Source organism: Pseudomonas sp. FW305-7 (genome assembly GCF_058786735.1).
In genome coordinates, this window is record NZ_JBYSZA010000007.1 from 156806 (window position 1) to 170530 (window position 13725).

Annotated in this window: 8 protein-coding genes; 3 read left to right on the forward strand and 5 right to left on the reverse strand. The window is 59.6% G+C overall.

Annotated features, from left to right (window positions below; genetic code table 11):
• Positions 1-91 precede the first annotated feature (91 nt).
• Positions 92-757 (forward strand): peptide-methionine (S)-S-oxide reductase MsrA, encoded by a 666-nt coding sequence (msrA, locus tag AC3WMT_RS11805; protein WP_103305389.1) that lies wholly within the window; start codon positions 92-94, stop codon positions 755-757.
• 126 nt (positions 758-883) lie between these two features.
• Here msrA and AC3WMT_RS11810 read toward each other — a convergent pair whose 3' ends face one another.
• The 5 genes from AC3WMT_RS11810 to putP all read right to left on the reverse strand — a co-directional run bounded on the left by AC3WMT_RS11810 (position 884) and on the right by putP (position 7162).
• Positions 884-1723, reverse strand: a complete 840-nt coding sequence (locus tag AC3WMT_RS11810) for a 23S rRNA (adenine(2030)-N(6))-methyltransferase RlmJ (protein ID WP_007915674.1) — start codon at positions 1721-1723, stop codon at positions 884-886.
• Positions 1724-1963: 240 nt separating this feature from the next.
• Positions 1964-2284 (reverse strand): hypothetical protein, encoded by a 321-nt coding sequence (locus AC3WMT_RS11815; protein ID WP_103305390.1) that lies wholly within the window; start codon positions 2282-2284, stop codon positions 1964-1966.
• A 332-nt stretch (positions 2285-2616) separates the two neighbouring features.
• The gene (locus tag AC3WMT_RS11820; protein WP_103305391.1) at positions 2617-3321 is read right to left on the reverse strand and encodes a DUF4123 domain-containing protein; all 705 of its coding nucleotides are present in this window, start codon (positions 3319-3321) and stop codon (positions 2617-2619) included.
• Positions 3311-5326 (reverse strand): type VI secretion system Vgr family protein, encoded by a 2016-nt coding sequence (locus tag AC3WMT_RS11825; RefSeq protein WP_103305392.1) that lies wholly within the window; start codon positions 5324-5326, stop codon positions 3311-3313. The genes AC3WMT_RS11820 and AC3WMT_RS11825 overlap by 11 nt, the downstream gene beginning before the upstream one ends.
• 351 nt (positions 5327-5677) lie before the next feature.
• The gene (putP, locus tag AC3WMT_RS11830) at positions 5678-7162 is read right to left on the reverse strand and encodes a sodium/proline symporter PutP (RefSeq protein ID WP_103305393.1); all 1485 of its coding nucleotides are present in this window, start codon (positions 7160-7162) and stop codon (positions 5678-5680) included.
• 457 nt (positions 7163-7619) lie between these two features.
• Between putP and putA the strand changes: the two genes are divergently transcribed.
• Positions 7620-11573: a trifunctional transcriptional regulator/proline dehydrogenase/L-glutamate gamma-semialdehyde dehydrogenase gene (gene putA / locus AC3WMT_RS11835; RefSeq protein WP_103305394.1), complete on the forward strand. Its 3954-nt coding sequence runs from the start codon at positions 7620-7622 to the stop codon at positions 11571-11573.
• A gap of 229 nt (positions 11574-11802) precedes the next feature.
• On the forward strand, positions 11803-13605 hold the full coding sequence (locus AC3WMT_RS11840) for an acyl-CoA dehydrogenase (protein ID WP_103305396.1): 1803 nt from the start codon (positions 11803-11805) through the stop codon (positions 13603-13605).
• Positions 13606-13725 lie beyond the last annotated feature (120 nt).

A 13725-nucleotide genomic window follows, 5' to 3' on the forward strand; every position in this document is an offset into this window, starting at 1 on the left:
CCCGCACATTTTGACTAGTGATTAACTCGGCATCATTGGGCACACTGGCGGTCTGACTTTTTACATCCCATCCTGACTGAGAGGAACGATCATGGTTCTGCGCTCGGAAATACTGGTGAACAAAAACGTGCTCCCGACTAAAGAACAAGCTCTGCCCGGCCGCGAAACCGCGATGACCCTGCCGGAAAAGCATTTCGTCTTCGAAGAAACCCCGCTGCTTGGCCCGTTTTTCCAGGACGTCGATTTTGCAATCTTCGGTCTGGGCTGCTTCTGGGGCGCCGAACGTCGCTTCTGGCAGCGTGAAGGCGTGGTCAGCACGGTCGTTGGTTATGCCGGCGGTTTCACACCGAACCCGACTTACGAAGAAGTCTGCTCGGGCCTGACCGGCCACGCTGAAGTGGTGCTGGTGGTGTATGACAAGGCCAAAGTCAGCTACGAAGAGCTGCTGGCGATGTTCTGGGAATTGCACAACCCGACACAGGGCATGCGTCAGGGCAACGACATCGGCACGCAGTACCGCTCGGTAATCTATGCGACCTCGCCCGAGCATCTGGACGCGGCGCAGAAGAGCAAGGCGACTTATCAGGCCGAGCTGTCGAAGGCTGGCCTGGGCGAGATCAGCACCGAGATCGAACAGGCACCGACCGTGTACTTCGCCGAGGCGTATCACCAGCAGTATCTGGCGAAAAACCCGGAAGGTTATTGCGGGATCGGCGGCACCGGTGTGTGCATGCCGCCGAGTCTGGCGGGTAACTAAACCCCAAAAGCATCGCGGGCAAGCCCGCTCCCACAGGGTCATGCGCTATTTTTGAATTCGGCGCTAAACCTGTGGGGGCGGGCTTGCCCGCGAAGGCGTCCGTTCAGACACCATCAAAGCAACTGATTAACTCTCGGCAATCAACCAATCCATCTGCCAGCCACCTTGGGTCTGCCCAAGCTTTTTCGACAACCACGGCAGCAACTCACGCAATTCTTCCTCCAGCCCCCACGGCGGATTGGCAATCGCCATGCCCGAACCGTTCAGGCTGTTCGGCGTGTCCAGCGGATGCACCAGCAGCTCAACACGCAACAACTTCGGCGCACCGGTGCCGGCCAGGTCCTGATAGAACCGACGCAACGCGCGCTGATCCTTCACCGGATACCAGATCGCCGCCACGGTCTGGCGCATACGGCCAATCGCCTCTTTCAACGACGCCGCGCAACGCTGCATCTCGTCGAGCTGCTCGAACGGCGGATCAATCAACATCACCGCACGCTTCTCCTGCACCGGCAACATCGCCCGCGCCACATGCCAACCCTCGCCCAGATGCACTTTCACCCGACGATCACCGGCCATGTTGTCCTTGAGCAGCACGCCGTCTTCCGGGTGCTTCTCGTTGAGCATCACCCGATCCTGCGGGCGAGTCAGGCGCCGCGCCAGTTCCGGCGAACCGGGGTAATAGCGCAACTGGCCATCCGGGTTCATCTCGTGCAACACCTTCATGTAGTCGGCGGTCAGCGCCGGCAGGTCAGGCTGATCCCACAAGCGCGCGATGCCTTCCAGGTACTCGCCGGTACGGTTGGCCTGATCGCCCTGCAAGTCATACAGACCGATGCCGGCGTGCGTGTCGAGATAGGCAAACGGCTGCTCCTTGCGCGACATCAGGGCGATGAGGCGGGTCAAGGTCAGGTGTTTGAACACATCGGCGTGATTGCCGGCATGGAAGGCGTGACGATAATTCATGGCTGCTCCTGCGAAGGGCGCAAAGTTTACCTTTTACCGGGCGGCAAGTCAGGGGTTGGCGGCCGAGCGGACAGACAACAAGCTCCCTGTGGCGAGGGGATTTATCCCCGATGGGCTGCGCAGCAGCCCCAAAACCACCCGACGCGGTACGCCTGAAACAGCGTGTTTGCGGATCCGGGGTCCGCTGCGCAGACCATCGGGGATAAATCCCCTCGCCACAATACTGAGTCATCGCGGAACTCAGGTTGGCATTGCGCCTAATCGCTTGCCGATGACATCGAGCAAATCACAGCCGTCGCGCAAGGGAATGGCGCAGAGTTTGGCGAAGTCGCTGAGGATGAGGGAATCGCATTCGATCGAGCCGCGCATGCACAGGTTTTCCAGTACCTGGACGACGGTACGGATGCGGTAGTTGGCGGCGTCCATCAAGATGTCGGAAGGGGCGTGGGTGTCGACGAACAGCGTGGGCATGTCGTTGCAGTTGCTGGTCAATGCCATGTAGCGGTTGTCGGGGTGGGGGATGTGTTTTTTATAGGGTGGATCGGGATGCAAAGTTGTCATTTCATTATCTCCATGATTGATAAACGTGAGCTGCCAACGCACCTTCCTACAGGTTTGGGTGGCAGCTGTGCGCAAGAGTAGGAACCGAGCAATCATGGACCTCGGTCACGCCGAAGCGTGTCCCGCGCACAGCCGCCGCGAACGATTTTACGAACTTGAATCAAGTGCCGCAAAAAGCCAACGAACTGTAACGCCATGAAAGCGAGGGTTCCTACACCCTGCCACCACTTTCGCGGTGACAACGAAAAGACTATCCCTGCACCCCATCGCCCACCAGTTCATGAAAACCGCCGTGACTCGAAGGAAACGTCCGAGGCCTTCGCCCGGAAATCTCACTCCGACTCTGTCAGCAAATACTCCAACAACGCCGACTGCGACGATTCTTCCGACGTTGGAACTTGAAAAAACTGCCTGACCTTACATCGCAAGACCGCCTCGGGAAATGCCTCGAACAGCGCCGGATGCTCTTCGCTCAGCCACTGCACAGTATTACTGACCTGAACATCAGCTCCGTCCGTCGCCAATACCGAACCAGGCACTTCCCACCATGGAAACACCCGCCCGGAAACCTGCGCCTTCCCCCCGATATCAATGGCCTGACCATTAATCAATCCACGCGAGATCACCGGCAACAGCTGAGCCGCGCTGACCGCCTCGGACTGCAAGATCGGCGACAAAAACCGTCCATCCCAAAAACGGAAAAACACCGCTTTGCCGTCCGGCATCAACACCTGAGTCAAACTGCGAAAATGCTCAACCACCACTTCAAGGCTCGCTGAAGACACCGCCAGCCAGCCCCAATCATGAGACTCAGTAGTCGCCGCCCAATCCAGAAACTCACTGTCTGCCGGGACAATTCCCACGAAAGGCATCACTGCATACCACTCGGCGTAGATCGTATCCGCCCAAATCGGGCTAGCCGCTACCTGCGGCGGCTTGGCGGCGCTGGCATGACTGAAGATCGCGAACAGCTGTTCCGAACATTTCAGCGGCTCACGCTCCAGCCACTCCGAAGGCTTTAGAAAATCAGGCTGCACAAACACCGTCCTTGCAACGCTCACACTCTTCGCAGAATGGCGCATCGCCCTTGAAGCTCATGATCTGTGCTGCGGTAAGAATGGCCGCCGGCGCTGCCGTCAGTTTTTCCGGCAATCCAGGCACAACTGGCGCCGCACTCATGGCCACCATTGGCGCACCACCGACCATGATCGGCACGCTGCTGAAAATCCCGCCGGGGCCGATGTTGATCCACTGCCCGCCGGCCTGAATGGTTGCGCTCGCACCGCCATCGATCACCACTTGCTGGCCGGCGCTGACGTGAATTTGCTGACTGGCGCTGGTCGCCTGACTGCTCACGCGGATATGCCGGTCGCCGACCACCGTCAGGTGATCGTCCTGTTTCACTTCAGCCCGGCGCTGGCCGTGGGTGATGCGTTGCTCGTCAGCCTTCAACTCATGTTTGGCGAGGCCGGTGACGACGATGCTGCGTGCGTTATCGACCTGCACCTGTTGGTCGTGCAAGACATGCTGGGTCCAGTTGCGCTGGGCGCGCAGGTAAATCTCCTCGGCGCCTTTTTTGTCCTCGATGCGCAACTCGTTGTAGCCACCGCACCCCGGGCTGCTCTGGCTGCGGAAAATGCTGCGGGTCTTGTCCGCCGGCAGATCCAGCGGGACCGGGGTGGCGGCGTTGGGCAGGCAGCCCACCACCAGAGGTTTGTCAGCGTCGGCGTCGATGAAACCGACCAGCACCTCCATGCCTACCCGTGGAATCAGCACACTGCCGTAACGGTCGTGGGCCCAACCGGTGGCGACGCGCAGCCAGCAACTGGAGTGCTCGTTCAACTCGCCATCGCGATCCCAGGCCAGTTGCACCTTGACCCGGCCGAACTCGTCGCAGTGGATTTCCGTGTCTTTCGGCCCGGTAACGACGGCCGGCTGATAACCGAGCATCCGCGGTTTTTCCGGCCCCAGCGCCGGACGAAAGAACACGTCCCACGGCGTCGCAAGAAAAGTATTACGGTAGCCCTGGAATTCTCCTCCATCGCTGGTGACCGACTCCTCCAGCACTTGTGGTTGTCGGCCATGGTGTTCGATACCGGTGAGCAGCCACAGATCATTCCAGTCGTTACGCGGGTGGTCAGTCAGTTGCAGGAAATGTCCGCAAACCAATGCGGATTGATCGCTGATGCCCTCGGCCTGACGGAAATCGGCGACATGCCTTTCAAGTGCGCGTTGCGCCAGATGCTTGCCGGTTTCACGATCGTTGAATTGGCCAGGAAAGTGATAGTCCTCAAGCACCGGGCGCTGCTCGCTGTCGATGCGACTTTCCAGTTGCAACTGCGGCTTTACAAAGTTGTAGTCGCGTCGGGTGACGGCGCTGGTGCGGGTTTCCACGCGGACATTGAAGCGTTTGATTGCCGGCGCCCCGCCAGCCATGCCGCTGCCGGGCAGGTAGAGGGTCGGTTCAGCGAGACGCGGAAACACCGTCTGATCATCGCCGAACACCAACAAATGGCCCTCGGGGCTGTGCTGAAAATGGTAATGAATGCCGACCTCGGCACACAAACGCTGGATAAACGCCAGATCGCTCTCGGCGTATTGCACGCAATACTCTCGCACCGGGTAATCGCTGCCGAGGCGAAACTCGAAGGCATCGCGCAGGATCGCGTGATCCTTGAGAATCTGCGCAACGATCTGCGGCACGCTCTGATGCTGGAATATCCGCTGATTGGTCCGGTGCCCGAGGTATGTGAGACGCGGCACAAGGCTGATGTGATAGCGCGTAAGACGTTTGCCGGAATCGCCCTGTCCGACCTGATAAATCTGACCGTGCACACCGGAACCGTCCGCCTCAAAGCTCAGAAATGCCTGACAGTGCAGCAGGCTTTCGAGGTCCAGATCCGGTCGCTCGCTGACCAGTTCCAGCTCAAAGCGAAAAGATTGGCTGATGGCTTCCTTGCCCGTGAACTCAAGGACTTTGAGGTCGTGCTGGGCGCCTTCAAGGGTCAACGTGAAGCGCGGTTGATTGGCAGGCGCGAACATCCGATGTTTCTCTGCAGTGTGAGGGCGGCCGATTCTGCATGAGGGACAAGAGCGATTGAGCGGGCGACAGGAAAATCAGATTTGCCCTACATGGACTGCTGAATATCCCGTAAAAAGTCGGCGCATCCGACTACAGACATACGCCTCAAAACCAACACGGAACCTGTGGGAGCTGGCTTGCCGACGATGATGCCAGCACCTTCAGCACATGCATTGACTGACACACCGCTATCGCTGGCAAGCCAGCTCCCACAGGGTTCTCCAGTACTCTTGAGAAATTCTGGGCAATAAAAAACGGCCCGCTCCTTGTGGGAGGCGGGCCGTTTTCCTGTGGGCTTTAGCTCAGCGCCATCACTTGTTCAGATGGAAATCTTTTTCTGCCGCTTCGAAGCGCATCACCATGCCTTTGCTTGGCGAACCGAGCTTGCTGACGATGTAGATCGCCAGGCTGGCGAAGATGAAGCCCGGGATGATTTCGTACAGACCCATCACCTCGAAATGCTTCCATACCACCACGGTGATCGCGCCGACCAGGATACCGGCCAGTGCGCCGTTGCGGGTCATGCCTTTCCAGATGACCGAGATCAACACAACCGGACCGAACGCAGCACCGAAACCAGCCCAGGCGTACGACACCAGACCCAGCACGCGGTTTTCCGGGTTCGCCGCCATCGCGATAGCGATCAGAGCAACCAGCAGCACCATGGCGCGGCCGACCCAGACCAGCTCGGTTTGCGAAGCGGATTTACGCAGGAAAGTCTTGTAGAAGTCTTCGGTCAGAGCGCTGGAGCACACCAGCAGTTGGCAGCTCAGGGTGCTCATTACCGCTGCCAGAATGGCCGACAGCAACACACCGGCAACCCATGGGTTGAAGAGGATTTTTGCCAGCTCGATAAACACACGCTCGTGGTTTTCGGTCACGGGACCGGCAACTTCCGGGTGCGCCGAGAAGTAGGCGATACCGAAGAAGCCCACCGCCACGGTGCCGCCCAGGCACAGGATCATCCAGGTCATGGAGATGCGACGGGCGTTGGCGATCGATTTAACCGAGTCAGCGGCCATGAAGCGCGCAAGAATGTGCGGCTGACCGAAGTAGCCCAGACCCCAGCCCATCAGCGAGATGATGCCGATGAAAGTGGTGCCCTTGAGCATGTCGAAGTTGCTTGGATCCTGGGCTTCGATCGCCAGGAATGTGGTGTCGACACCGCCAGTGGCCAGCAGCACGATGATCGGCGTCAGCAGCAGGGCGAAGATCATCAGCGTGGCTTGTACGGTGTCAGTCCAGCTCACCGCCAGGAAACCACCCACGAAGGTGTAGGCAATCGTCGCTGCAGCACCGGCCCACAGCGCGGTCTCGTAGGACATGCCGAAGGTGCTTTCGAACAGACGGGCACCAGCCACGATGCCGGATGCGCAATAAATGGTGAAGAACACCAGAATCACGATGGCCGAGATGATCCGCAGCAGGCCGCTTTTGTCTTCAAAACGGCTGGAGAAGTAGTCCGGCAGAGTCAGGGCATCGCCGTTGTGCTCGGTCTGCACGCGCAGACGACCGGCAACGAACAGCCAGTTCAGGTAGGCACCGACGATCAGGCCGATGGCGATCCAGCTTTCGGACAGACCGGACATGTAGATGGCGCCCGGCAGGCCCATAAGCAACCAGCCACTCATGTCGGAAGCACCGGCGGACAACGCCGTCACCACGCTGCCGAGGCTGCGGCCGCCAAGAATGTAGTCAGAAAGGTTATTGGTGGAGCGATAGGCCATGAAGCCGATCAGCACCATTGCTGCGATGTAGATCACGAACGTGATCAGTGTTGGATTGCTTACGCTCATTAAGTTACGCCCTGGCTTTGTTTTTATGTAGCAGCGGTGATGGATCGCACACAAACGACGACGTTTGGCAGACGAATCCGGATCCCGAGCATTTAGGACTGATGTTTCCCCAGGAAAGCCACCAGCCGATGCACCGGTTTACACCGGTTGCACCTTGGGCGCGAATGCTATGCAACAAACCAAAAAAGGTGCAACCAGTTTCGCGAGAATTAGTTGCACCTAGTCGGATATATCGACAAACAAGCGGTTTTTGCTCCCTTTTAGCGCAGTCAACGCGCTTTGCTAGAAGCAAAAGCACCAAGCAGGAGCGGCACTTTCGTACCAGAAAATATTTCCTGATGAGCTGCTTATTTTTCCGACAAAAAAAGGGTTGCACCCGGTTGCACCTCTTTCAGCGCACGGCTAATCTTGCCGCCAGCTGATGCCACGCAACTGTGGCAACCATGAGGATAAAAATATGGCTACCACCACCCTTGGGGTCAAACTCGATGACCCGACCCGCGAGCGCCTGAAGGCTGCCGCGACCTCGATTGATCGCACACCGCACTGGCTGATCAAGCAGGCAATTTTCAATTACCTGGAAAAACTCGAGGGTGGTGCAACCCTGACCGAGCTGAACGGTTTGACCGCCAAGGACGCCGACGACGCTGGCGAACTTCATACCGATCACGCCCACCAGTGCTTCCTCGAATTTGCTGAAAGCATCTTGCCGCAGTCGGTTCTGCGCGCTTCGATCACCGCCGCTTACCGCCGCCCTGAGCCGGAAGTCGTGCCAATGCTGATCGAGCAGGCGCGCCTGCCGGCGCCGATGGCTGAAGCGACCAACAAACTCGCCGCCTCTATCGCCGAAAAACTACGTAACCAGAAAAGTGCCGGCGGTCGTGCAGGCATTGTTCAGGGTCTGCTGCAGGAGTTTTCCCTGTCGTCCCAGGAAGGCGTGGCGCTGATGTGCCTGGCCGAAGCGCTGCTGCGTATTCCGGACAAAGGCACTCGCGACGCACTGATCCGCGACAAGATCAGCACCGGCAACTGGCACCCGCACCTGGGCAACAGCCCTTCGCTGTTCGTCAACGCCGCCACTTGGGGTCTGCTGCTGACCGGCAAACTGGTGTCGACCCACAACGAAGCCGGCCTGACTTCTTCGCTGAGCCGCATCATCGGCAAGAGCGGCGAACCGATGATCCGCAAGGGCGTCGACATGGCCATGCGCCTGATGGGCGAACAGTTCGTCACCGGCGAAACCATCGCCGAAGCGCTGGCCAACGCGAGCAAGTTCGAAGCCAAGGGCTTCCGCTATTCCTACGACATGCTCGGTGAAGCGGCACTGACCGAGCACGACGCCCAGAAGTACCTGGCGTCGTACGAACAAGCCATCCACTCGATCGGCAAAGCCTCCCACGGCCGTGGGATTTATGAAGGCCCGGGCATCTCCATCAAACTGTCGGCACTGCACCCGCGCTACAGCCGTGCGCAGTACGAGCGCGTGATGGACGAGCTGTACCCGCGCCTGCTGTCGCTGACCCTGCTGGCCAAGCAATACGACATCGGCCTGAACATCGACGCCGAAGAAGCCGACCGCCTCGAGCTGTCGCTGGATCTGCTTGAGCGTCTGTGCTTCGAGCCGCAACTGACCGGCTGGAACGGCATCGGTTTCGTTATCCAGGCTTATCAGAAGCGTTGCCCGTACGTGATCGACTACGTGATCGATCTGGCCCGCCGCAGCCGTCATCGCCTGATGATCCGTCTGGTGAAAGGCGCGTACTGGGACAGCGAGATCAAGCGCGCCCAGGTCGAAGGCCTGGAAGGCTATCCGGTCTATACCCGCAAGGTGTACACCGACGTTTCCTACATCGCCTGCGCCCGCAAACTGCTGTCGGTGCCGGAAGTCATCTACCCGCAGTTCGCCACGCACAACGCCCACACCCTGTCGGCCATCTACCACATTGCCGGTCAGAACTATTACCCGGGCCAGTACGAATTCCAGTGCCTGCACGGCATGGGCGAACCTTTGTACGAGCAGGTTGTAGGCAAAGTTTCCGAAGGCAAGCTGAACCGTCCGTGCCGCGTGTACGCTCCGGTTGGTACTCATGAAACCCTGCTGGCGTACCTCGTACGTCGTTTGCTGGAAAACGGCGCGAACACTTCGTTCGTCAACCGCATCGCCGACCAGTCGATTTCGATTCAGGAACTGGTGGCCGATCCGGTTGCGCAGATCGAGCAGATGGCAACCGTGGAAGGTGGTTTCGGCCTGCCGCACCCGCGTATTCCGCTGCCGCGTGACTTGTACGGTTCCGAGCGCGCCAACTCCAGCGGCATCGACATGGCCAACGAACATCGTCTGGCCTCGCTGTCCTGCGCCCTGCTCGCCACCGCGCACAACAACTGGAAAGCCGCGCCGATGCTCGGTTGCGCTTCCAGCAACGAAACGCCTGCGCCAGTACTGAACCCGGCAGACCATCGTGATGTGGTCGGTCACGTTCAGGAAGCCACCGTCGAGGACGTCGACAACGCCATCCAGTGCGCGCTGAACGCTGCACCGATCTGGCAGGCCACCCCGCCGGCCGAGCGCGCGGCGATTCTGGAGCGTGCCGCTGACTTGATGGAAGGCGAGATCCAGCCGCTGATGGGTCTGCTGGCTCGCGAAGCCGGCAAGACCTTCGCCAACGCCATCGCCGAAGTCCGCGAAGCCGTCGACTTCCTGCGTTATTACGCGGTGCAGGCACGCAACGATTTCAGCAACGACGCCCACCGCCCACTGGGCCCAGTGGTGTGCATCAGCCCGTGGAACTTCCCGCTGGCGATCTTCAGTGGCCAAGTCGCTGCGGCACTGGCTGCCGGTAACCCGGTATTGGCCAAACCGGCCGAGCAAACCCCGCTGGTTGCCGCTCAAGCCGTACGCTTGCTGCTCGAAGCCGGGATTCCGGAAGGCGTGCTGCAACTGCTGCCGGGTCGCGGTGAAACCGTCGGTGCCGGTCTGGTCGGTGACGAGCGCGTCAAAGGCGTGATGTTCACCGGTTCCACTGAAGTTGCTCGTCTGCTGCAACGCAACATTGCCGGTCGCCTGGACAGCCAGGGCCGTCCGATTCCGCTGATCGCCGAAACCGGTGGCCAGAACGCAATGATCGTCGACTCCTCGGCACTGACCGAACAAGTGGTGATCGACGTGGTGTCTTCGGCCTTCGACAGCGCTGGTCAGCGTTGCTCGGCGCTGCGTGTGTTGTGCCTGCAGGAAGATTCCGCTGATCGCGTCATCGAAATGCTCAAAGGCGCGATGGCTGAAAGCCGTCTCGGCAATCCTGAACGCCTGTCCGTGGACATCGGCCCAGTCATCGACGCTGAAGCCAAGGCTGGCATCGACAAGCACATCCAGGGCATGCGCGACAAAGGTCGCAACGTGTACCAAGTGGCGATTGCCGACACTGAAGAAGTCAAACGCGGCACCTTCGTCATGCCGACCCTGATCGAACTGGAAAGCTTCGATGAGCTGCAACGCGAGATCTTCGGTCCGGTGCTGCACGTGGTGCGCTACAAGCGTAAAGAAATCGATCAACTGATCGGCCAGATCAACGCTTCCGGCTACGGCCTGACCCTCGGCGTACACACACGTATCGACGAGACCATCGCCAAGGTGATCGACAACGTCAACGCCGGTAACGTCTACGTCAACCGCAACATCGTTGGTGCCGTGGTCGGCGTGCAGCCGTTCGGCGGCGAAGGCCTGTCGGGCACTGGCCCGAAAGCCGGTGGTCCGCTGTACTTGTACCGCTTGCTGTCGACTCGCCCTACGGATGCCATCGAACAATCCTTCGCTCGCGGTGATGCTGCCGTGGCGCCGGACGTGCGTCTGCGTGATGCCATGAGCAAACCGCTGAATGCCCTGAAAGCCTGGGCCGAGAGCAATAAGTACGCCGACTTGAGCACTCTGTGCGTGCAGTACGCTACGCAGTCGCAGAGCGGCATCACCCGCGTGCTGGCCGGCCCGACCGGTGAGAAGAACAGCTACGCCATCCTGCCGCGCGAGCACGTGCTGTGCCTGACGGAGGTTGAAGGTGATCTGCTGACGCAACTGGCAGCAGTGCTGGCGGTTGGCGGTTCGGCGGTATGGCCGGAATCCGACATCAGCAAGGCCTTGTTCGCACGCTTGCCGAAGGATGTTCAGGCGCGGATCAAGCTGGTTTCCGACTGGAATAAAGACGAAGTGGTGTTTGATGCGGTTCTGCATCACGGCCATTCCGACCAGTTGCGTGGCGTTTGCCAGCAGATTGCCAAGCGTGCCGGTGCCATTGTTGGTGTCCAGGGCTTGTCCCAGGGCGAGACCAACATTGCGCTGGAGCGTCTGGTGATCGAGCGAGCGTTGAGCGTTAACACGGCTGCGGCGGGTGGTAATGCCAGCCTGATGACTATCGGCTAACGTCCCTGGTTGATTGATCGTTCCCACGCTCCGCGTGGGAATGCCTCCTGTGACGCTCTGCGTCACGCCGTTTAGGGACGCGGAGCGTCCCGGGCTGCATTCCCACGCAGAGCGTGGGAACGATCATGCCCTACACTCGTTTTGCCCCTCCATCACGCTTATCAATCATCCTGTTCAGCTTTTATCAGCACGCCTAGACTCGGCCCAACCCAAAAAAAGGTAGGCCGCCATGTCCGAGACGCTGCTCAGTTCCCGCAATCTGGCTTTCGAGCTGTATGAAGTCCTTGATGCCGAGGGCCTGACCCGCCGTGAGCGTTTTGCCGAGCACAATCGCGAGACCTTCGACGCCGCCATCGGCACCGCACGCAACATCGCCGAAAAATACTTCGCGCCGCACAACCGCAAGGGCGACGAGAACGAGCCGCGCTACGAGGACGGTAAGGCGATTCTGATTCCCGAGGTGAAACCGGCGGTGGATGCCTTCCTTGAGGCCGGATTCCTCAACGCCGCGAGAAGTTTCGACGCCGGTGGCATGCAACTTCCTACGCTGCTCTCGCAGGCCTGCTTCGCGCACTTCCAGTCGGCCAACGCCGCATCGACGTCGTATCCGTTCCTGACCATGGGCGCGGCGAACCTGATCGAAAGCTTTGGCACCGACGAGCAGAAGCAGCGCTTCCTGCAACCGATGATCGACGGTCGTTTCTTCGGCACCATGGCCCTGACCGAACCCCACGCTGGCTCATCGTTGTCGGATATTCGTACACGCGCCGAGCCTGCGTCCGACGGCACTTATCGCCTCAAGGGCAACAAGATCTTCATTTCCGGCGGTGATCACCCCCTCTCGGAAAATATCGTGCACATGGTGCTGGCCAAACTGCCGGACGCGCCGCCGGGGGTGAAGGGCATTTCTCTGTTCATCGTGCCGAAATTTCTGGTCAACGATGACGGCAGCCTCGGTCAGCGCAACGACGTGTTGCTCGCGGGGCTGTTCCACAAGATGGGGTGGCGTGGCACCACTTCCACCGCACTGAACTTCGGCGATAACGGTGAATGCGTCGGCTATCTGGTGGGCAAGCCGCATCACGGTTTGAGTTACATGTTCCAGATGATGAATGAAGCGCGGATCGGCGTCGGCATGGGTGCGGTGATGCTCGGTTATGCCGGTTATCTGTATTCGCTGGAATACGCCCGCGAGCGTCCGCAAGGTCGAGTGCCGGACAGCAAAGACCCGACCACGGCACCGGTGGCGATCATTCAGCACGCGGACGTAAGACGCATGCTGCTGACGCAAAAGTCCTACGTCGAAGGGGCATTTGACCTCGGTTTGTATGCCGCGCGTTTATTCGACGACACCACCACGCTTGAGACCGAAAGCGAGCGTAAACAGGCTCATGAGTTGCTGGATTTGCTGACGCCGATCGTCAAATCCTGGCCGTCGGAGTTCTGCCTGAAGGCCAACGAGCTGGCGATCCAGATTCTCGGCGGCCACGGTTACACCCGTGAATACCCGGTGGAGCAGTATTACCGCGACAACCGGCTGAACCCGATCCACGAGGGCACTCATGGCATTCAGTCGCTGGACTTGCTCGGGCGTAAGCTGGCGCAGAACGGTGGCGCGGGACTGAAGCAATTGATTCGTCTGATTGCCAATACCGCTGAGCGCGCAACGGCGCACGAATCGCTGACCGCGCTGCGTGAGCCGCTGGAGAAACTGGTCGCGCGTTTGCAAGTCGTGACCATTGGTTTGTTGACCGATCTGGCGCAGGGCAAGGTCAACAGCAGCCTGGCGAACTCGGCGCTGTACTTGAAGGTGTTCGGGCACACGGTGATTGGCTGGCGTTGGCTGGAGCAGGCGATTCGTGCCGAAGAAGGCTTGCTGAAAGGCAATGCGGCGGATGTCGACTTCTATAAGGGCAAGTTGCAGGCGGCACGGTACTTCCTGACGTGGGAAGTGCCGGGTTGTCACCATGAGCTGGCGTTGCTGGAGGCGCGGGATGATACGTGTCTGACGATGCAGGATGCTTGGTTCTGATCTGGATTATGCGTTGCGGCTGATACCGTCTTCGCGGGCAAGCCCGCTCCCACAGGGTTCTTTGGTGGTCACACATTTCGTGAAACCGCCGCAGTACCTGTGGGAGCGGGCTTGCCCGCG